The sequence below is a fragment of the Bacillus methanolicus PB1 genome (assembly GCF_000262755.1).
GTDB classification, from domain to species: Bacteria; Bacillota; Bacilli; order Bacillales; family Cytobacillaceae; genus Bacillus_Z; species Bacillus_Z methanolicus.
This window is the reverse complement of record NZ_AFEU01000001.1, coordinates 953,665-973,922: the sequence shown is the minus strand read 5'-3', so window position 1 is coordinate 973,922 and position 20,258 is coordinate 953,665. Positions and strand designations below refer to the sequence as shown.

The 20,258-nt window shown below is 38.5% G+C and carries 16 protein-coding genes, 3 pseudogenes and 1 other annotated feature; of the genes and pseudogenes, 12 read left to right on the top strand and 7 right to left on the bottom strand.

Annotated elements, in window-relative coordinates:
- Positions 1 to 7 precede the first annotated feature (7 nt).
- Positions 8 to 292, top strand: a pseudogene (locus PB1_RS04535) (SPASM domain-containing protein); the annotation flags it as partial.
- A 312-nt stretch (positions 293 to 604) separates the two neighbouring features.
- Positions 605 to 1,612 (top strand): annotated as a pseudogene (locus tag PB1_RS04530) (MFS transporter); the annotation flags it as partial.
- A gap of 382 nt (positions 1,613 to 1,994) precedes the next feature.
- On the opposite strand, the gene PB1_RS04525 reads toward PB1_RS04530, so the two are convergent.
- Both PB1_RS04525 and ric read right to left on the bottom strand, forming a co-directional pair.
- Positions 1,995 to 2,528, bottom strand: coding sequence for a botulinum neurotoxin N-terminal receptor binding domain-containing protein (locus PB1_RS04525; protein ID WP_003351026.1), 534 nt, complete (start codon positions 2,526 to 2,528; stop codon positions 1,995 to 1,997).
- Between the two features lie 137 nt (positions 2,529 to 2,665).
- Complete coding sequence (gene ric / locus PB1_RS04520; RefSeq protein WP_003351025.1) at positions 2,666 to 3,385, bottom strand: iron-sulfur cluster repair di-iron protein; 720 nt, start codon at positions 3,383 to 3,385, stop codon at positions 2,666 to 2,668.
- Positions 3,386 to 3,826: 441 nt separating this feature from the next.
- Here ric and PB1_RS04515 point away from each other — a divergent pair, with 441 nt between their 5' ends.
- Positions 3,827 to 4,543, top strand: coding sequence for a YwiC-like family protein (locus PB1_RS04515; RefSeq protein WP_003351024.1), 717 nt, complete (start codon positions 3,827 to 3,829; stop codon positions 4,541 to 4,543).
- A gap of 87 nt (positions 4,544 to 4,630) precedes the next feature.
- On the opposite strand, the gene PB1_RS04510 is transcribed toward PB1_RS04515, so the two are convergent.
- The 4 genes from PB1_RS04510 to brnQ form a co-directional block, all read right to left on the bottom strand.
- Positions 4,631 to 5,419 carry a LamB/YcsF family protein gene (locus PB1_RS04510; RefSeq protein WP_003351023.1) on the bottom strand — a complete coding sequence of 263 codons (789 nt, stop codon included), beginning with the start codon at positions 5,417 to 5,419 and terminating at the stop codon, positions 4,631 to 4,633.
- 3 nt (positions 5,420 to 5,422) lie between these two features.
- Positions 5,423 to 6,433 (bottom strand): 5-oxoprolinase subunit C family protein, encoded by a 1,011-nt coding sequence (locus tag PB1_RS04505; RefSeq protein WP_003351022.1) that lies wholly within the window; start codon positions 6,431 to 6,433, stop codon positions 5,423 to 5,425.
- The gene (pxpB, locus tag PB1_RS04500; protein ID WP_003351021.1) at positions 6,430 to 7,143 is read right to left on the bottom strand and encodes a 5-oxoprolinase subunit PxpB; all 714 of its coding nucleotides are present in this window, start codon (positions 7,141 to 7,143) and stop codon (positions 6,430 to 6,432) included. The genes PB1_RS04505 and pxpB overlap by 4 nt, the downstream gene beginning before the upstream one ends.
- A gap of 327 nt (positions 7,144 to 7,470) precedes the next feature.
- Complete coding sequence (brnQ, locus tag PB1_RS04495; RefSeq protein WP_003351020.1) at positions 7,471 to 8,805, bottom strand: branched-chain amino acid transport system II carrier protein; 1,335 nt, start codon at positions 8,803 to 8,805, stop codon at positions 7,471 to 7,473.
- 49 nt (positions 8,806 to 8,854) lie between these two features.
- Positions 8,855 to 9,103: a binding site (T-box leader), on the bottom strand.
- 248 nt (positions 9,104 to 9,351) lie between these two features.
- On the opposite strand from brnQ, the gene PB1_RS04490 reads away from it, so the two are divergent.
- From PB1_RS04490 to PB1_RS04475, 4 genes are read left to right on the top strand one after another with little or no spacing between them, the layout of a single operon-like run.
- Positions 9,352 to 9,954 (top strand): hypothetical protein, encoded by a 603-nt coding sequence (locus PB1_RS04490; protein WP_003351019.1) that lies wholly within the window; start codon positions 9,352 to 9,354, stop codon positions 9,952 to 9,954.
- Between the two features lie 40 nt (positions 9,955 to 9,994).
- The gene (locus PB1_RS04485; RefSeq protein WP_003351018.1) at positions 9,995 to 10,762 is read left to right on the top strand and encodes an energy-coupling factor transporter transmembrane component T family protein; all 768 of its coding nucleotides are present in this window, start codon (positions 9,995 to 9,997) and stop codon (positions 10,760 to 10,762) included.
- Positions 10,759 to 11,604, top strand: a complete 846-nt coding sequence (locus tag PB1_RS04480; RefSeq protein ID WP_003351016.1) for an energy-coupling factor ABC transporter ATP-binding protein — start codon at positions 10,759 to 10,761, stop codon at positions 11,602 to 11,604. Before PB1_RS04485 ends, PB1_RS04480 begins: the two co-directional genes overlap by 4 nt.
- Positions 11,601 to 12,404, top strand: a complete 804-nt coding sequence (locus tag PB1_RS04475; protein ID WP_003351014.1) for an energy-coupling factor ABC transporter ATP-binding protein — start codon at positions 11,601 to 11,603, stop codon at positions 12,402 to 12,404. The genes PB1_RS04480 and PB1_RS04475 overlap by 4 nt, the downstream gene beginning before the upstream one ends.
- 227 nt (positions 12,405 to 12,631) lie before the next feature.
- Here PB1_RS04475 and PB1_RS04470 read toward each other — a convergent pair whose 3' ends face one another.
- Positions 12,632 to 13,012, bottom strand: a complete 381-nt coding sequence (locus tag PB1_RS04470; RefSeq protein ID WP_003351013.1) for a hypothetical protein — start codon at positions 13,010 to 13,012, stop codon at positions 12,632 to 12,634.
- A gap of 243 nt (positions 13,013 to 13,255) precedes the next feature.
- Between PB1_RS04470 and PB1_RS17350 the strand changes: the two genes are divergently transcribed.
- The 5 genes and pseudogenes from PB1_RS17350 (at position 13,256) to recQ (ending at position 20,104) form a co-directional block, all read left to right on the top strand.
- The gene (locus tag PB1_RS17350; protein WP_003351012.1) at positions 13,256 to 13,408 is read left to right on the top strand and encodes a hypothetical protein; all 153 of its coding nucleotides are present in this window, start codon (positions 13,256 to 13,258) and stop codon (positions 13,406 to 13,408) included.
- Entirely contained in the window at positions 13,405 to 13,836 is a 432-nt protein-coding gene (locus PB1_RS04465; protein ID WP_003351011.1) for a hypothetical protein, read from the top strand. Before PB1_RS17350 ends, PB1_RS04465 begins: the two co-directional genes overlap by 4 nt.
- A gap of 120 nt (positions 13,837 to 13,956) precedes the next feature.
- Positions 13,957 to 16,680, top strand: coding sequence for an MBL fold metallo-hydrolase (locus tag PB1_RS04460; protein ID WP_003351010.1), 2,724 nt, complete (start codon positions 13,957 to 13,959; stop codon positions 16,678 to 16,680).
- Between the two features lie 226 nt (positions 16,681 to 16,906).
- Complete coding sequence (locus PB1_RS04455; RefSeq protein ID WP_003351008.1) at positions 16,907 to 17,482, top strand: Uma2 family endonuclease; 576 nt, start codon at positions 16,907 to 16,909, stop codon at positions 17,480 to 17,482.
- Between the two features lie 490 nt (positions 17,483 to 17,972).
- A pseudogene (gene recQ / locus PB1_RS04445) lies at positions 17,973 to 20,104 on the top strand (DNA helicase RecQ).
- Positions 20,105 to 20,258: the final 154 nt, after the last annotated feature.

The following is a 20,258-nucleotide window of genomic DNA, read 5'->3' as shown; positions in this document are numbered from 1 at the left end:
CCCAGGTTCGCATATTGGAGATGTATATCCTAGCGGATTGCTGCCGGTAAAAGCAGGTAACGTGCGCGAAACATCGCTGGCAGATATTTGTCGTCATTCACCTATTTTTCAAGATTTGAGAAACCCGGATAAGTATAAAGGAAAATGCAGCGTCTGTGAGTTTCGTTATGTTTGCGGCGGATCTCGTTCACGAGCATATGCGGTAACGGGAGATTATTTAGAAAGCGAGCCTTTTTGTGTATACATTCCAAAGGCGTTAAGAAAGGAAAGGAAGACAATTTCTACGAGCTAAGAAAAAAAGACATTAAACTGGCTTATTCATAAGAGCCAGTTTTTTTACGTTAAGAAAGCAAAAATTTTAGCAAAGAAGGAAGTTAATCCGTCCGATGTAGTGTAAATTTCTTAGGAATTATGAATAATCGGTTAGAAAAATCAACATTTTGCTTATAAGCTAACAAGAATAGTTGAAAATAAACTTTTTTTACAATATGTGACACTTTAAATTATTGTGATAAATTACACAAAATTTTCTCGATTAATTACTTATTCTGAAAATAACAACGCCTAGGTTTGTTGTAAGGATATAACAGCGGGGGGTTTTATAATGGATAAACAAAAAGCGCTTTTGCCGATAATGACTTTAGCGATGACAATTGCCTTTGCAGTATGGGCCGTATTTTCTCCGTTAGCGAGTTCGTTCCAACAGATATATGGGCTTACATCAACACAAAAAAGTATTTTAGTAGCAATTCCAGTCTTACTTGGATCGATCATGCGTATTCCACTAGGGATTTTAACGGGTCGTTATGGCGGAAGAAAACTATTTTCTCTTTTATTACTGTTCATTATTATTCCTTTGATTGGGGCAGGATTTGCTAATTCTTATGGAATGTTATTGTTCTGGGCTTTCTTTATTGGAATGGCCGGAACATCGTTTGCTATTTCTGTTACGTTTGTTTCGAAATTAACTCCACCAGAAAAACAAGGAACGGCGTTAGGGATTAATGCGATGGGTAACATAGGGACAGCGGTTGCTAGTTTTTCTGTACCAGCCATTGCAGCAGCATTAGGAGTAAAATGGGCGTTTTGGGGACTTATTTTCCCCGTTGTCATAATGCTGATTTTCGTTTGGTTTTTTACGCCTGACACACCTAAACCGGCATAAAAGAAAACCATACTCAGCTCATTATCCGTATTAAAGTATAAACATACATGGACATTATCGCTTTTCTATTTTGTCACATTCGGAGCTTTCGTTGCGTTTGGAATCTATTTACCGTCTTTACTCATTGATTTATACGGATTGACGCCTGTTGATGCGGGATTGCGAGCAGCAGGTTTTACCGTAATAGCAACGCTTGCGAGGCCTATTGGGGGAAATTTCGGCGATAAAATTGGCGCAGAACGTATATTAACGATTGTATATGCAGGGATTGCGATTGGGGCTCTTGTTATTGCATTTAGTATGGAAAATATCATAATAATGACAGCTTCTTGTCTTTTCATTGCAATTTTGGCTGGGTTAGGAAACGGTGCTGTTTTTAAATTAGTCCCGCAGCTTTTCCCACATGAAACGGGTGCGGTGACAGGAATTGTCGGTGCATGGGGAGGACCGATGATACGATTTATGCAGTTGGAAGGAAGATTCGCCATGGGTAAAAAAATGTGCCGGGTTGTTATCTTTCTTTCCCTCGGTGTGAATATCATTCTCCTTCAATGGACGGTAGAAGCTTATTATAGCTTAGAATATAAGTGGGTCCATGTTTTCACTTTGATTGCGTGTTTATCCGTGATGATAACGTTGGCAGCGTTTTTTAAGTGGAGGAAATTAGAATATAAAGAAAGAAAATAGAAGAAGTTATGCTGGCTCAAAAGAGATAAATTCCCTCAAACAGTGATGATCACAGGATATTTTAACAAGGAGACATAAATTGCAGGGGAGGGAAAGGTCTCTTTTTTTTTGAGCCAGTTATTCTTTTTTGAGCATTTTACGGCTACCATTTATTCGTTGGTTCGATTACTAAATATTCTCCATGAAATATTTGTTCTCCAAATGTAGTTATTAATGTACACTCATATACACAAGGCGATTTATCGAGCTTATAATCAAGCAGCAATCCGTTGCCAAGTTCTTTTCCCTTGCCATTGTATACAATTACTTTATGTCCTTCCAGCGATTTAAGTTTTGCTGTCAAGATAAAGTGAGACCATTTATTCCAATTCGTAATGATGTAAGCTCCTCTGCCATCAGGAAGGTAGCCCAGCAAACTATTTGAAACGTCAATGGTTCCTTTAATATGTTGTTGTAAGCTAATGATTATGTGATGAATTTGTTGGTATTCTTCAAAAGATAAATTTTTTGAAAATGAAAAGACGATTTTCTGTTCGTTTATTTCGTGTATAACATACAAGTAATTATTTCCTTTTAGTTGAATTTTCCAACCGTTTTCCGTTGCAACTCCTGATATGGTGGAGAAAATTTCATGTAAATGACTTTGTATTTGATAAGCGATGCTAGCCGTTAACATACTGATTCCTCCTGAAACAGTCAATATACAATATTATACGGATAGAAAAGAAAGTCAGTCTGTGAAACATGTCACAACTTGAACGAAATGAAATAAGCGGACTTACCTGAGAATAAGGTGCAAGTCCGCTTTTGCTTTTATACGTTTACGCTATTTTCGGCAAGGACGCGCGGGAATAATATGTTATTTTCCAAATGGATGTGCTCAAAAAGGTCCGTTTCCAATGCTTCCAGTCTTTTATAAACAAGCTGGTATGTTTTGCACGCATCTTGCGGTGGAGTGAAATCAGATGTAATCTCACGAATTTCTTTAATAATATCCCCGGCTGTATCGTGTTCTTGTACAAGATCCGCAACCACTTGTTTCATTTTTTCGTAATTTTCCATTGTTCGATTCTCTTCAAATTGTAAAATAAACGGGAAAGACTCTATTTCTTCTTTAATAGTATGTTGCTCCAACTCTGTTTTTAATTGATTATATAGCGTATGAATTTGTAACAAATGAGGGTGTCGGGCGCCGTGTACCCGCATTACTTTTGTCACATAAGGGCTTAGCTGTGGCAACTCTTCCGCCAAATAACGATGATGCTTTTGGATGATATGGTCAACTAACTCGGAGTATGAGGCTTGAGACCAATTTTTCACGTTTTTATTAGAATTAGAAGTTTGCTTGTACAGTTCAGTTAATTGCTTTAGTATCTCTTCTGCTGTTAAGTTTCTTTCTTTTAGGGCCTCCCCTAAAGGCCGGTTTCCTCCACAGCAAAAATCAATTTTATATGTTTTAAATAAATCTGCTGCTTTCGGGAAGCTAGTCACAATTTCACCAATGAAAGATTGCTCTGTAAACATTTTTTCCATTGAGAATCCTCCTCTGATTTACTATTAACACTTTAAGCATAAGCTCTTTAATTGATTGACGTTGTGACTTGTATCACATATTTATATATATTTTGAGAAATTTGTGTCTCTTCTTTTTGTCATTACAAAATTGTGATAAAAATCATAACAGGTATATTTATTTTTGATACAATGTAGACACCGGCAATCAGGTGTCGTTATGTAAAATGGTTGATGAATTGTGTGAGGGATGTTTTATCAGCAAGTAAAAGCACCTTACCCACTGAACGAAAGGTTTTTTCTTTGATTTACGTGCAAACCGGCATTCGACTAAAATTAATTCAACGAGATCATCTAAGAAGATTTTTTGAATGAAAATTTAAGTGTGTGATTTATCTCACAATCTCTTTATCTTAACTATCGTATAATAAAATTGGAAGTTAATTTGGTGAGGTGACAATCATGAAACCGCTTTTACCAAAACAACACGGTGCCTGGGCAATGCTGATCATCCCGTTTTTATTAGGGGCTTATTATGGGGGATTTTCTTGGCTTCATATTCCGCTATTTCTCGGGTGGTTATTGTTATACTTGGCAACTTATCCGTTTTTTATGGCAATTAAAAATAATAAAAGAAGGCAATATTATTTGAGATGGTTTATGGCCTACACTCTTCCAGCTGTGGTATTGTTGCTCATCCCGCTGGCAAATAATTTTAGCCTTTTATATTTTGGCTTTTCTATGATGCCGTTTTTTCTGATAAATATATATTATGCAAGAAAGAAAAATGAACGGGCTTTACTTAATGATCTTGCGGCAATAGCTGAATTTTGTATAGGAGGGCTCGCCAGTTTTTATATAGGAGAAGGAGAGCTAAATCTAAGAGCGGCAGAAATTTTTAGTTTTTGTTTTCTGTTCTTTACGGGAAGTTCTTTTTATGTCAAAACTATGATTCGAGAAAAAAAGAATGCCGCGTATAAATGGGCATCTTGGGGGTTTCATTTACTGTTAATCACTGGATTATTCATCATGGGATATCCATTATTAGTAATTGCGTATTTTCCAAGTATGATAAGAGCAATATACCTATACGGAAAATCTATATCGGTGCTGAAACTCGGTGTATTAGAAATTGCAAATTCCGTATATTTTCTTTTTGCGTTATTATTTATTCTCTAATATTTTAAAATTTAAAGGCGTTTACCGAAACTCGGCGAACGCCTGAATTTTTTCTGTATCGTTTTTGCAATCAACGAGCAATATTCCTTATATGGAGCTATTACTTGCTTTGCAAAAGTCACCAATTTTAGCGACTTTTATATCCGCTTTCTTTAATGCGGTAGAAATGTACTTTGCAAAGTCTATCGCATTTTCGCCATCTCCATGGATACAAATCGTATCTGCTTGAATTGAAACATCCGTTCCCTGAAGTGATTGCACTTTTCCTTCTTTTACCATGCGGATTACTTGGTTGACAGCAATTTCATGATTTTTTATAAGAGCATTCAATTCACGTCTAGGAGTTAAAGAACCATCTTTTTGGTAAGTGCGATCGGAAAATACTTCACTGGCAGTACGAAGTCCGATTTTTTTTCCTGCTTTGACAAGCTCTCCTCCTGCTAAACCAAAGATGATCAATTCAGGATCAACGTTGTAAACGGCTTCGGCAATCGCTTCAGATAGGGGAGCACTCTTAGCGGCCATATTATATAATGCACCATGGGGTTTTACATGTTGAAGCTTTCCGCCTTCGGATTTTACAAATGCATATAAAGCGCCAATTTGATAGACAACTAGATCGTATGCTTCCTGAGGAGAAATATCCATATTTCTTCTGCCAAATCCAGCTAAATCCTGAAGCCCGGGGTGCGCCCCAATCCCCACATTTTTTTCGAGTGCCAACCGGACGGTTTTCCGCATGGTTGACGGGTCTCCTGCGTGAAACCCACATGCAATATTTGCGGAGGTTATATAATGGAGAATCTCTTCATCTTGCCCTATTTTATAAGCGCCAAAGCTCTCTCCCAAATCACAATTTAAGTCGACAAAATGCATGGTTCAATCCCCCTGCCTAAATTTAAGAAAAATTCCTTGCTTCAGTTGCAGTATTTTTCTCTCCCTTTTTAATAAAAGGTGTTGTGCTTCATTGTGGGAAATTTCTGTAAACTTTATTGAATCTCCCGGTTTCGCTTGTGCTATCAATGGCAAATCAACTGTTGGAATTTGACCGATTTTAGGGTAGCCGCCTGTCGTTTGCCGATCAGCTAATAAAACAATTGGATTTCCATCAGAAGGAACTTGAATTGTTCCAAAATTAACTGCTTCCGATATTATTTCTGCAGTATTTTTTAATGTCAGTTTGGGTCCTTTTAATCGATATCCCATACGATCCGATTGAGCTGTAACCTCAAATGGTTCATGAAAGAACTTATCTTGGCTCTCTTTCGTAAATAAATGAAATTGTCTTCCCTTCATCACACGAATTGTAAATTTATTTTTATGGATGGGAATTAAGTCAGTGGCCACGGACCACTCCATTTCTACAAATTGTTGGTTTTCTGATCTTTTCCTTAGACGTTCAATAATTCGAGTCGAAAGGTCGCTGGGGGAGCCGAACTCCAATTGATCGCCTGCTTGTAATGCACGGCCGTTAAAACCGCCAATTTCTGCCCTCAGGTATGTGGATTTACTATTCATGATCGTTGGAACTTTAAAGCCACCTGCAACTGCAAGATAGGCCCGGCAGCCAATCTTACATGGCCCAAACCGCAATATGCTTCCTTTTTTTACGAAAACGGACCGCCATAATCGAACAGGTTTTCCATCGATTACAGGGGATAAATCACTGCCGCAAATGGATATAAGTGCATTTTCATTAAATTCAATCGTTGGTCCAAGCAATGTCAACTCTAGGGTTGGTTCATGTTCTTCATTTCCTGCTAATAAATTGGAGATTCGGTGTGAGAGTTGATCCATAACACCGCTTACGATTATTCCATATTTTTGAAAACCAAATCTTCCTAAATCTTGAACAGTTGTAAGGAGGCCCGGCTTGATGATTGTAATCATCTTTCGTCTTCCTCCATTTCTTTGTATACATTATAGCTAATTGGTACAAATTTTATTTTATCTCCCGTCATTAAAAGGCTTGGCGGCTCTTCATCAGGGCGGAACAGCTTTAGTGGAGTCCGGCCGATAAGCTGCCATCCTCCCGGTGTTTCGATTGTATATACACCTGTTTGCTTTCCTGCAATTCCAACCGATCCTGAAGGTATTTTCAACCGGGGAGTTTCTCTTCTCGGTGTAGCTATTTTTTCAGACATGCCTCCAATGTATGGAAAACCGGGAGCAAAACCGATCATATACACTAAATAATCACCGCTTGAATGAATATTAATGACTTCCTCAGTTGTTAAACCATTAAAGGAAGCAACATACTCTAAATCCGGGCCGAATTCACCGCCATAGCAAACCGGTATTTTTACAACCCGAGGTTTGATTGTTTTATCAGCCTTTAATCCAGCTAATAACTGCTGCAACTGACCACATACATAGTCATACGGAAGTATTTCATTATTTAGTAGGTTCGTTATTTTAAAAGGATCATAAAAAATAGTTGCAGTTGTAAATGCAGGTATGTATTCGATCATCCACTCGGGAGGGTTGTTATCCAATAATGAGGCTATCATTTTTATTATTTGTTGTGTCTCAATGTTTATATCTTCCCCTAGTTCGATAATGACTGCATTATCACCTAACGGTTGTAAACGGTAATCCATTGCTGCATCTCCTGTCTTTATTATTTTTAAATAGAAGATACCGTAAAAAAAAGAGTAAAAATTTTCAATAAATTATTTTTGGAATTGTGATAATAAAAGAGCGAGGTTATCCGCGATAATTTTCTGAATTTTAAACATTTAATTTCTATTATAATATAAATAATAATAGTGGACCTTTCCAAACGGAAAGCTTTCTTATGGCAAATAAATCAAGTTTGTTCCATTGCGGGACAGTCCTTTAACGCACTAACGCTTTAATGTAGAGCGGGCCTGTCCCTCAGTGCGTTAATGCGTTAACGTGACGGGGGACTGGCCCTTAACAATTAATTATGAAGGTTTCACATCAATTTGTTCTACTACGGCATGTTTCTTGGTGAGTTTGCTTAATGCCATTCCTAAACCAGTACCTGCAAGCGAGGGTACGATCCATTCCAACCCAACGGAGGAAAGGGGAAGAATGTTTCTCATGGTTTGAATCAGGCCCAAGTCCAAACCAAATGCATTTAATCCGCTAATCACGGCAAAAACTCCAGTAAATAAAATAGAGCTTCTGTATACTTTTTTCGAATCTTTAAAGAATTTGTTAAAAAAGGTGAGTATGATTAACACGATTGTTAATGGATAAGCTGTGACAAGGAACGGAACTGATATTTTAAGTATTTGGTTTAAACCCAGGTTTGATAACAAGAATCCTACAAGAGTAACAACTAATACAACTGATTTATAACTTGCTTTTGGAATAAGTTTTGAAAAATATTGGCCGCAAGCTGTAGTTAATCCCACTACTGTTGTGAAACAAGCTAATGTAAAAATTAGACCAAGCAGCGCTGTGCCACTTTGTCCCAATAAAAGTGTTGAAGCAGAGGAAAGGATGTCCGCACCGTTTTCAAACGATCCGTTTACAGCCATTTTTCCTCCGATCCATCCAATACTTACGTATACGAGTGCAAGCAATGCCCCTGCAATCATACCGGCCTTAAACGTATATTTAGTTAATTGCTTCTCCTCGCGCACACCTTTCTGCTGAATCGAGTTGAGAATGACAATTCCGAATGCCAATGCGGCCAGGGCATCCATTGTGTTATATCCTTCAATGAAACCTTTCGAAAATGCTCCATTTTGATATGCTTCTGATGGTGTTTGGAGCGGAGTGTCAAGCTTCACAAATCCGACAACACACAAGACGACCATCGATAAAAGCAGGATCGGGGTAATCCAGCGGCCCATGTATTTTTCCATTTTGGCAGGGTTTAAGCTTATTACATAGACAAGAAAAAAGAAAACAACACTATATAAAAATAAAGACAAAGTTGAGTTCCAAGATTCGCTAAGGAAAGGTTTCACACCCATTTCATACGCAACATTAGCATTTCTCGGAATGGCCAGGAACGGTCCGATACTTAAATAAACGACAACCATAAAGATCGTGCTGAATACGGGATGGACACGATTTCCGATCGTTTGAGCACCGCCCTTTACAAGAGAAACGGCAAGTAGTACTACAATTGGCAGTCCAACGCCGGTAAGAACAAACCCTGACATGGCCATCCAGTAGGAAGTGCCGGATTCAGCTCCTAAGAAGGGCGGGAAGATCAAGTTTCCAGCTCCAAAAAACATTGAAAATAACATCAATCCAATAATTAAGGTGTCTAATTTTTTCAAAGTAATCTCTCCTTTATATTTTTAGAATAATAAAAAACTCGTCCCCAAAAATAGGGACGAGTTTGCGATCGCGTTACCACCCTAATTCCGCAGCTTGCAAAAATAAGCTTACGGCTCTCAGCCAACGTACAATCATACGCGTTCCATTTTAACGGCGGACAACCCGTCAAAGCCTACTAGGATTTCAGCTTTGCATCTCAGAGACGATCTTCGGACAGGGCCTGACATCGGCTTTCACCAAACGCCGACTCTCTGTAGAACAGGGATCTTATCTTACTCTTCTCTTCATTGATTTTTATTATTTGAAAATAATTTAGCAAAGGAAAATTGAAATGTCAATATATTAAGATAGTTTATATTATTCTATTTAAATATTGATGAAACGCATCTTCGCCTTCAATATCTGGATGTAAAGAGTAAAAAAATATTAAGTTCTTTTGGACATTGTGTAAATTTGACAGACAATATTTCTTAATAAGGAAACATTTAGTAAAATATAAATAGAAATATGCCGCTTTATCAGGAAGGTAAAAGGAGGTTTCTGTAATGCAAAAACATAGCATGTGGTCATTTCGATTTTCAACCGCATCTCTCGTATTAATTCCGGCAGCTGTAGGGATCAATTATATTGGAAAGCTAATTGCAGGGTTGTTGAAGCTTCCGCTATGGCTTGACTCTATCGGTACAATACTGGCAAGCATGTTGGCAGGTCCGATTATTGGGGCTTTATCAGGCGCTATAAATAATATTATTTATGGTTTAACGGTAGATCCGATTTCATTTATTTATGGAATTACAAGCATAGCAATTGGTTTGGCTGCTGGAGTCTTATTTTATAAAGGCTGGATTTCCAGCTTGTCAAAAGCAGCAGCGGCTGGATTGATTGTCGGTCTGGTTGCAGCTGTAGTATCTACTCCTATCAATGTATCCTTTTGGGGAGGACAAACTGGCAACGTGTGGGGAGATGCATTATTTGCCGTGATTCTGGCAAAAACAGATTCTGTTTGGCTGGCTTCCTTCCTCGATGAGCTTGTTGTTGATGTGCCTGATAAATTATTGGTTGTGCTTATTAGCTACTGTATTTTTAGAGGATTGCCTCAAAATATTGTACAATTATACAGTAATAATAAATTGGAGACTCTTGATTAACGACAGGCTGCCTCTTTGCAATGAAAGATGGTGAAAATTGTTGAGATCAATCAGTTTATTTGCAGAAAGAACATCAGTCATCCATGACATTGATCCGATAAGCAAACTCTATTACATTCTTTTTTCCATATTGGTTCCAATTATTCTCCCCAGGTTCATTATATCTATTATATGCATAGGACTTAGTATTGCGCTTCTTCTTATTGCCAAAGTTTTCAGGAAAACACTTCCTGTCTTTGGCTTTGTTTTTCTCATACTTGTTACGGTGGTTATCATACAGGGGTTATTTAAACCTGATAATGAAACGGCACTCTTTCATATCGGCCCGTTTACCATATATAAGGAAGGGCTGCTGCATGCATTAAAGATTACCTTCAGGGTTATCAATATCGTTGGTGCATTTATGATCCTGGTTCTTACAACGAAACCTTCGGATCTCGTCGAATCCCTTGTTCGAAAAGGATTGTCTCCCAGAATCGGATATGTGATCATTTCAGTTTTTCAAATTATTCCGGAAATGATGGCGTCAATGTCAACGATTACGGATGCACAACGGGCAAGGGGAATGGAGACAGAGGGCAAATTAAGAGTACGAATCAGGGCTTTTTTCCCCTTAATAGGCCCCGTTGTCTTAGGATCGCTTATTAATACGAAGGAAAGAGCAATGGCGCTGGAAGTAAGGGGGTTTAACTCCCGGACGCCGAAAACCTATTTATATGATGAAAAAAAATATGCTTATAGTAAGGAAATACAGAGGGGAATATTGATAGTAATCGTAAGTGCTTTGGCCTGGAGGATATTCGCATGAAGAAAATCATCGTCGAAAATCTTAAATACAAATATCCTTTATCTGAAACGTTGGCCCTTGATAATCTGTCTTTTCAAGTAGAGCAAGGAGAATTTATCGGAATCATCGGGAAAAATTTATCGGGCAAATCAACGCTTTGCCAATCCATCGTGGGTCTCGTTCCCCATTTTTATAAAGGCGCTTACGGAGGAAAAGTAGTGGTTGACGGGCTGGAAGTTAAAAATCATTCCATTACTGATATTTCCTCAAAGGCAGGAATCGTTTTTCAAAACCCGTTTATCCAAGTCACGGGATCCAAGACGACCGTTTATGAAGAAATTGCTTTCGGGCTGGAGAATCTCGGCGTATCACGCACCGAAATGATTGAACGAATCGATTATGTACTGGACTTATTAAATATCACCCAAATTAAGGACCGGAATCCTTTTGACTTATCAGGCGGCCAAATGCAAAGAATGGCGATTGCGAGTATCATAGCAATGAAACCGGATATTATTGTTTTGGACGAACCGACTTCCCAACTCGATCCGGAAGGTTCCGAGGAAGTTTTTCGCGCTGTTCAAAGCTTGAGCAATCAGGGTATAACAATTATCATGGCTGAACATAAAATGGAGAAAATTGCACAGTATTGCAATAGGGTACTCCTGCTCAATGGCGGGAAAATGGTGGATTTTGATACCCCGGAAAAAGTTTTTTCCAGAGAGGATTTAGAGGAATATGGTGTAACAGCTCCTGTATATACAAAAGTATGCAAAGCTTTAAATATCAAAAAAGCTGGAACAGAATATTATCCTGTTACTCTGGAAGAAGCGTATAAGGCATTAAGGGGGAAAGATGTATGATCAGAGTAACCAATCTATCATTTTCCTATTCAAAAGGAATCCCTATTCTTTCCGATATAAATTTGGAATTTGACCTTAGATCTACAGCCATTATTGGTCAAAATGGCGCTGGAAAAACGACCTTCGTAAAATTGCTTAAAGGTCTTTTGAAACCATTTGACGGGGAAATTTTCATTCGAGATTATAATGTTAAAAAAACTACCGCAGCAGAATTGGCTAAGACTATAGGACTTGTATTTCAAAATCCGAATGACCAGATTTTTAAACGCAATGTATTAGAGGAAGTCATGTTCGGCCCGCTCAATATTAAACTTGATAAAAACACCGCAAAGCAAAATGCAATGGAAGCACTAGAAATGGTAGGGCTTACTGATAAACTGGACTTGAATCCCCATGATTTGAGCTTATCGGAAAAGAAGCTGCTATGCATTGCATCCGTTGTTGCCATGGATACGGATATCATTATTTTTGATGAGCCAACGATTGCCCAGGATTATGAGGGAAAGAAAAAGATCCGGAACATTATCAAGACATTAAAAGAAAAGAATAAGCTTGTGATGACGATCATTCATGACATGGATTTTGTCGCGGAGAATTTTGAAAGAACGATAGTGTTTAATGAGGGAAAGGTAATTCTTGACGGGGATACACGATATGTATTTTCTAAGAAAGAGATTTTGAAAAACGCCCATGTCGAAGCACCGGGGATTACTCGGCTTGGAGAAAAACTTGGTTATCATGAGATCTTTTTAACAGTTGAAGAGTTTATAGAAATGAAAGAAAAAGAAATGATGGGTTAAGGGTAAACATCAGAAAAACCACCAATAATGAATTAAAACAGCAAAAGAACGCGGAGAGCAATATTGAATGCCTGGCCGCGCCCGGAAAATGATTGATAACAGCAGGCCAGCAACCTGCTGATACATATATAACCCGTTGATAAGCGATATGAATTAATAGTGCCCGTTCTGTTTAATGAAGGGTAGCCTTACAGAAGGTTACCCTATCTGTTATGAAAGAATTCACTTTAAAACTCGTCTTCAATTTGAGTAAATGGTATATTCAGTCTGTTTTCCACTACACGAAGCCTTTGGTTTAATCTTCTCAGACGGCGTGTATGCCGTTCATCGTTTTGGTTTAATCGGCTGATTTCCTGGTTAATCCGGTTTATTTCTCTGTTTATACGATTAATTTCTTGATTTTGCCGATTGATTTCTCTGTTTTGCCGGTCCAGTTCTCTTGCTTGCTGTTCGTTTTGTCTTTCGAGCGCGTTTACTCTTCTTTCAAGTGCCTGAACCTGTGGGGGTTGTCTGTAAGGGTCATGTTGTTCTTGCGGCAGATACGAATAGTAATGATCATGCGGAAAATAGTCTGTTTGCGGCAGAAAATAATAACCATATGGATTCATCTGGGCAGCTCTCCTTTTCTTAAAAATCGATGTAATTCATTATAAAATATGTAGTTATAAGCGGAGTGACAGGGCAGAAACCCATAGACACCCATGTAAGAATATTAAAAGTGCTAAAGTGGTTGCAGATGTAAAAAACCTTAATAAGCAGGGATGAATGAAATAGGGGAAGAGCTGACACGGAGATTTAAAGTTGAATACATTAAGAATGTTAAACTAAGAATAATGGGAGTGTAAAAGGCAATGAGGCTTTCCGATTTTGATGAGTATATTGATGAGGTGATTCTTGAACGAGGGCTTGAATACTATCATAATGGTCAAGTTATTAGTTTAGAAAAAGAGGGTGGAAATCATTATATTGCCAAGGTCGACGGCTCAGATTTTAATTCAACATGAATATGCTTTATTATTTGAAATTGAAAAAGCTTTATCAACAAGAAGAGTGGAAAGAAGTTCTTAAAGGGATTGTTGAAAGGTTTGAAAAACAACAATACCAGTCGTTTGTGTATGAAAAAATTCTTATCGAGGAAATTTTGGTTGTTCAGCTGCTGGAATATTGCAAGCGGAATAATTCCCGAATAGCAGATCTGTATCAATATTTTATTAAGGATTTTTTTGATGAGGTTAACACGCTGTTTGTGAATTATATAAAACAGTCTGCAGAGGAAGCCGCAAACAGGCGACAGTATAAAAATGTATGCAGCATGATAAAAACTTTTAAAAAAGCCTGCGGTAAAACTAATGTGCACAGGCTAATAGAAGATCTAAAACAGCAAAACAAGAGACGTCCGGCATTTTTGGATGAGCTGAGGAAGATAAAGTAAAAATTAGTGACAGATACTTTTTTTAAAAATTGGTGCTGGCACTATGTTTTGAATTGGAATTGTACATGAAATGAATGTATATTAAGATTAAAAAAATATGTATCAAGAGGAGTAATTGTCTTGAAAGTCAGTATTTTAGGCGGAGGAAGCGAGGTAGGCGCTTCTTGTTTACATATTAATATGGCAGATACGAATATATTAGTTGACGCAGGGATGAGGATGCATGGAGAAGAATTGCTGCCTGCTCTAGGTATGCTGGATACACTTAGAAAACCGGATGTCATTCTCGTTACACATGCACATGCCGATCATATTGGAGCACTCCCCATCGTTCATTCTCTTTTCCCGGATGTACCTATGTATGCGACACCTCCAACTGCAGATCTTATGAAAATGATGATGAAAGATTCACTTAAGATTTTGGAACAGCGCTCCCGTGAGACCAATACGTTAGTTCCATATACGGAAGAACAGGTAAACTCTTTGCTTGAATCGCTTCTTCTTTTTCCTGAAAGTGGATCTTTACGGGTCGGCAATGTAAAAATAACTAGTTATCGCGCCGGCCATATTTTAGGAGCTGTTATGTTTCTTTTTGAAGGAGAAGGTGAAAGACTCCTTATTACAGGCGACTTGAGCTTTAAAGCGGGTAGAACAATTCCGGGGGCTCAAGTTCCTCATGATATTCAGCCTGACGTGGTCATTATGGAATCAACGTATGGAAACCGTGCTCATACCGACCGGAATACGGAAGAAAGACGTCTTGCTGAACATGTTTCAGAAGTAATTGCCGGCGGTGGTTTTGCACTTATTCCTGCGTTTGCTCTCGGAAGGGCACAGGAAGTGTTATTAATCTTGCAAGATTATATGGAAAAAGGACTAATCACGGAATTTCCTATTTATGTCGATGGTCTTGTAACACCTATTAGCAGAATATATAATCAATACCCCCATTTTTTAAAAGGGCCTGTAGCTCACCGTATTCGAAAAAATGGAGATGTATTTTTAACGGAAGGGCGATGCAAGGCTGTGGAGCCAAAAGAGCGCAACGAAGTGCTTAATGGTAAACCGGGCTGTATTGTTGCTTCTTCAGGGATGCTGACTGGAGGAGCAAGCTCGTGGTACGCAGAAAGGCTCATATCCGATGAAAGAAACGCGATTTTTATTACGGGCTACCAGGATGAAGAGAGTCCGGGCAGAAAACTGTTAAACGTTGCTGATGGCCTTGAAAACGAACTGGAATTGAACGGGACAAGCTATCAAGTAAAGTGCCGTGTTGGAAAGTACGGTTTATCTGCACATGCGGATGCAAATGAAATGAATCGTTTTATCCAAACATTAAATCCTACTTACACACTGCTTGTTCATGGCGATGATGAAGCTAGAAGTCAGCTCGGAAGTTTAATCGACCCAAGATTTCATCCGATTTTAGTAGAGAATGGTCAATCTTACGAGTTTGAAAAACGGAAATCAGGTAAAGGAATAGTTGGAAAAAGGTATAAATCAAACGAAAGTATGAAGCTCAGAGAGAAAATTGGAAGCCTGTTGCTCTACCAACCCGAAAATGAAAATAATTTTAAGCTGGTCATATGTACAGGAGTCCACGCAAAAACAAACTCGTTCATTTGCCAGACATTTAAAGGAAAGCAAGTAAGAGTTCATACGGGGCAAGTTGCAGAAACAGTCGGGAAATGGAATCGTTCGATCGAGGAGCTAAAAGAGGCGGCCGGACAAGTTTTTACGTTTGTTCGTCCTTTTCTTGAAAAAATAAATTGGGATGCTCTGCCTAATCAAATTTTAACGCTTGAAGACATTTTTGATGCGCTCCAAATCACTGGCATTGAAGATAAACTGGCTGTTGCTTTGGCTCTGCAAAGTATTCCGAGTGAAAACCGCCATAAAGAACAAGACGGAACAATCTATTACAAATTTGATCAAAACTTGAAGAGGCAGCTTATTCATTTTGAATTGCCGATTCAGGCACTTAAAGTGAATCCTGCTTCTGCAATGGAAACTGTCCGAAATCTATTAGCGTCCCATCCGCGGTTTATTCGCTGCGGGGTGGATGACTTAGGGACGAAAGAAGAAAGACTGACGATTTATTTTGACTTTCCGGATGCTGTGTCCGAAAGTGAGAGAAAAGAACTATATGACTTGATCAAGAAAGAAACGGGATGGACAGTCAGTTTTTCCAATTCTGTTCGCCAAGATCTTTTGCAAACCACGCTCTTAAGGTTATTTGGCAGCTCAATCGGATCGCCATCTATTCATATAAATGAAAGGAAAGTGGTTGTTCCTATAGATAGACCGAATGACGCTGAAAAATTGATAAATCAATTTAAAAAAGAAACGGGATTTGACTTGCAATTTAAAGGAGAATCTCTTCCGTCTTTACAGAATCACGTGCAAAAGGAATTGTATCAAGCGAATACTCCTTCAAAAAGGCTTGAAAACAATGAAGCAATCGAAGAAGCAAAAAAATGGGCTTTGGATCGCGGAATTACCATTTATAAGACGGGAATTAAACAACTGAACGGACAAACGATTATGGAAGTCCATTTTATCTCACCAGAAATCGCCATCCAGCATGAAACGGATTTAGAAGAACTCTCTTACAGAATAGGCATGCCGGTAACTTTTGCAAAAAATCCGAAGCAAAATGAAATCATTCGCATAACCTTTGAAACGATTCCTCATACTTGGGGATTAAAGAAAAACCCTTCCATTCATATCGATAAAAAGCTTGTGACTGTAAAGCTGGAATCATTGCCGGATGAAGCAGAACAGAGGGAAATTAGCGAAAAGATTAAGGGAGAGACAGGTTATTCTTTAGATGTCATTGTTTGAGTTTTAATGCGTTGTCAATTTTTGTAATTTGCGAAAGAACAAAATCTTAAATCATCTAGGACCGTTTACATGTCTTGGGGGAAAGGGCCAAAGCAACGCTTGCGTTTTTCGAAAACAGGAAACCAGTACATGGAAGATTTGTATTCTACGCATTATGTGCGAGCTAAAAAGCTCGGTAGCAAATCCGCACCCAATGATATAATGTAAATAAAACGGGGTGATTTATATGGGAATGCCGGAAGGAAAAAGAAAATATTCTTATGCCGACTATTTATCTTGGGATGAGGATTTGTCTTGCGAGGTTATTAACGGGGAAATGATTAGTATGTCACCCTCTCCTACTCCGAGGCATCAGGATGTGGTCGACGAACTAACTGCGGAATTCAAAATGTTCCTTCGTGGAAAAGAATGCATGGCATTTTCGGCCCCCATTGATGTTTGTTTATTTGCCACAAATGATACAAAGTATGATGAGATTAAAGACTGGGTCCAGCCAGATTTAATTGTAGTATGCGATGGAAATAAAATAGGCGAAAAATATATTACAGGTGCTCCAGACTTAGTAATCGAAGTTCTATCTCCATCAACAACAAGGAATGACCGATTGATTAAATATAAAAGCTATGAAAAAGCAGGTGTAAAAGATTATTGGATAGTCGATCCATACCATATGTCAATCGAGGTTTACAAATTAGATGGAACCGCATATAAACAAGCAGGCGTTTTTGTAAAAGACGATCGATTGGAAGTAGGTCTCTTTGAAGGTTTTTATATTGATTTGAGGAATGTTTTTAAAGGATAATTTTAAAATAAATAATTCATCATGAGCAGTGTTTAATAGAAAAGCAGGAACCAAATAAGGTTTCCTGCTTTAAATTATAATTAGAATGTATCATATTTTTTTACTTTATGGTATAATTTAACACATCAACTATTTAAGCACTCTTTTTCAATCTTGAACGCTGGCTGATAGCTTTTAATATAAATAACTTGTCTTGTAATGTCAGCATTCTCCAACATCTTACTTTGATTTTCATCAAAAATCCCTCCTCTTTTAAAATTCATTTCCAAACAATTACGCTGCTTAAGGACAACTCTACTTTTCAGACAATTTGTCAATCCTATTTTATTACGTTTTGCCGCAAATTTTTTAAAGTAAAACAACAAAAATTTCTACAAAAATAGACTAAACACTACGCAAAATCTATAAATTCTTAAATAATATGACGAAATTTAGATATAATGAAACTACCTAAACACGTTTATAGTGAAAAAAGAAAGGAGACAACTACTTGTTTGAAAAAGCACGGGAATTTTTACAATCCTATTTTGGTTTTCCCTCTTTTAGAAAAGGACAGGAACAGGCAATTCGCTTTGTATTTGAAGGTAAGAACTCACTTTGTGTGATGCCGACGGGCGGCGGGAAATCGATTTGCTATCAAATTCCTGCTCTCGTACTTCCAGGCACATCGATCGTCCTTTCCCCATTGATTTCGTTAATGAAAGATCAAGTTGATGCTCTATTGCAGCTGGGGATTCCTGCAACATTTATTAACAGCTCAATCAGTATAAGTGAAGTAAACGAACGGATGATGAAAGCCAAACAAGGACGATACAAGCTTTTATATATTGCTCCGGAAAGACTTGAATCCCGAGAGTTTGTGGAAAATCTGAAAAGCATGGAGATTCCACTCGTTGCTGTGGATGAAGCCCACTGTATTTCTCAGTGGGGGCATGACTTCCGGCCAAGCTACCGTCATATTCGCAGAATGGTAGACAATCTGACAAAAAAACCAATTGTTCTTGCTTTAACAGCCACTGCCACGCCAATAGTTCGAGAGGATATTTGTAAATCTCTTGAAATTGAAAAAAAGAATACAGTTATTACGGGATTTGAAAGGGAAAATTTATCATTTTCCGTCATAAAGGGTCAGGATCGTCTCGACTTTTTAAAAGATTTTTTGATAAAGAACGATAAAGAATCAGGCATTATCTATGCGGCCACCAGGAAAATGGTTGACCAGCTATATGAAAGGCTGAAAAAAGAAAATATAAATGTCGGCCGTTATCATGCAGGAATGAGCGATGTGGACAGGATGAGAGAGCAGGAGCAATTTTTGGCAGATAAAACGACGGTAATGGTTGCTACATCCGCATTTGGAATGGGGATCGACAAATCCAATATTCGTTACGTTATACATTTCCAGCTTCCTAAAAACATGGAAAGCTATTATCAGGAGGCGGGCCGTGCAGGAAGGGACGGGCTTGCGAGTGAATGCATCGTTTTTTACTCCCCGCAAGATGTACAAGTTCAGCGATTTTTGATCGACCAGTCAAGTGAACGGAGCCGGATATCACAGGAACTCGAAAAACTTCAGTTTATGGTGGATTATTGCCATACGGAAAATTGTTTGCAAGCTTATATATTGCAGTATTTTGGCGAAATAGAGACAAAGCCGTGCGGGCGGTGCGGGAATTGTACTGACTCCCGTGCAAGTGTGGATGTCACAAAAGAAGCACAAATGGTTTTGTCATGCATTGTCCGAATGGGGCAGAAGTTCGGAAAGACGATTACGGCTCAGGTTTTAACCGGATCAAAAAATAAAAAAATTACAAAGCTCCGCTTTCATGAACTTTCGACATACGGCATCATGAAGGAGAAAAGCGCTAAAGAAGTAAGCGATTTTATTGAATTCCTCATCTCGGAGGAATTAATTGCAGTGGAACACGGCTCATTTCCAACGATTTTTGTCACGGAAAAAGGCAAGAATGTATTGCTTGGAAAGCAAGAAGTTCGCAGAAAAGAAGCCGTTTTAACGAAGCAAGTGGCTAATGATGATCCTTTGTTTGAAAGATTGAGAACAGTCAGAAGAAATATTGCGGAAATGGAAAAGGTGCCGCCGTTTGTTGTTTTTTCTGATTCAGCCTTAAAGGATATGTGTGTAAAATTGCCTCATTCTGGCGAAGAGTTCTTGCTAGTAAATGGGGTAGGAGAAATTAGCTGAAAAAATATGGGGAAGCTTTCATCAGTGCCATTATCTCATTTTGTGAAGAACATCCAGAGCGATTGCTTTCTAAGTCAACTGAAAGCTCTCTGAAAAAGCCGGCAAAAAAAGCAGAACGGCACTCACACCTCGTGACGTACGAAATGTTTCGGAACGGTTTAACGTTGAAGGAAATTTCCAGGAAGCGGCAACTTGCCCTTTCTACAGTAGAGAATCATCTGCTTCACTGTGCAGAACAAGGACTTGATGTCGACCTCGGTGCTCTTATCCCCGCCGAATACATGCCGTTAATAAGAAAGGCAGTGGAGGAGGCAGGCAGTGACAGGTTGAAACCAATCAAGGAACTGCTCCCGGAGGAAGTCACATATTTTATGATAAAAACATTTCTGTTTCTAAACAGGCAAAAAGAAAAAGTATAAATAGATAGAAGACATTCCTTTAACACTTTAAATTAGTGAGGGACAGGCCCTCATCGTGGTAAAGCGTTAAAGTGCAAGAGGACCGTCCGTTTTTTTTTTTGTTTTTTGGGGGTTATGATAGCCTAATTCCGTACTTGTATAAAGAATTGCACTC

Coding starts and splice junctions, on each gene's coding strand:
- PB1_RS04480 (WP_003351016.1), top strand. CDS start 10,759: ATGAAGAAAATCATCGTCGAAAATCTTAAATACAAATATCCTTTATCT.
- PB1_RS04490 (WP_003351019.1), top strand. CDS start 9,352: ATGCAAAAACATAGCATGTGGTCATTTCGATTTTCAACCGCATCTCTC.
- ric (WP_003351025.1), bottom strand. CDS start 3,385: ATGGAAAAAATGTTTACAGAGCAATCTTTCATTGGTGAAATTGTGACT.
- PB1_RS04470 (WP_003351013.1), bottom strand. CDS start 13,012: ATGAATCCATATGGTTATTATTTTCTGCCGCAAACAGACTATTTTCCG.
- PB1_RS04525 (WP_003351026.1), bottom strand. CDS start 2,528: ATGTTAACGGCTAGCATCGCTTATCAAATACAAAGTCATTTACATGAA.
- PB1_RS17350 (WP_003351012.1), top strand. CDS start 13,256: ATGAGGCTTTCCGATTTTGATGAGTATATTGATGAGGTGATTCTTGAA.
- PB1_RS04510 (WP_003351023.1), bottom strand. CDS start 5,419: ATGCATTTTGTCGACTTAAATTGTGATTTGGGAGAGAGCTTTGGCGCT.
- pxpB (WP_003351021.1), bottom strand. CDS start 7,143: ATGGATTACCGTTTACAACCGTTAGGTGATAATGCAGTCATTATCGAA.
- PB1_RS04455 (WP_003351008.1), top strand. CDS start 16,907: ATGGGAATGCCGGAAGGAAAAAGAAAATATTCTTATGCCGACTATTTA.
- PB1_RS04515 (WP_003351024.1), top strand. CDS start 3,827: ATGAAACCGCTTTTACCAAAACAACACGGTGCCTGGGCAATGCTGATC.
- PB1_RS04505 (WP_003351022.1), bottom strand. CDS start 6,433: ATGATTACAATCATCAAGCCGGGCCTCCTTACAACTGTTCAAGATTTA.
- PB1_RS04475 (WP_003351014.1), top strand. CDS start 11,601: ATGATCAGAGTAACCAATCTATCATTTTCCTATTCAAAAGGAATCCCT.
- PB1_RS04465 (WP_003351011.1), top strand. CDS start 13,405: ATGAATATGCTTTATTATTTGAAATTGAAAAAGCTTTATCAACAAGAA.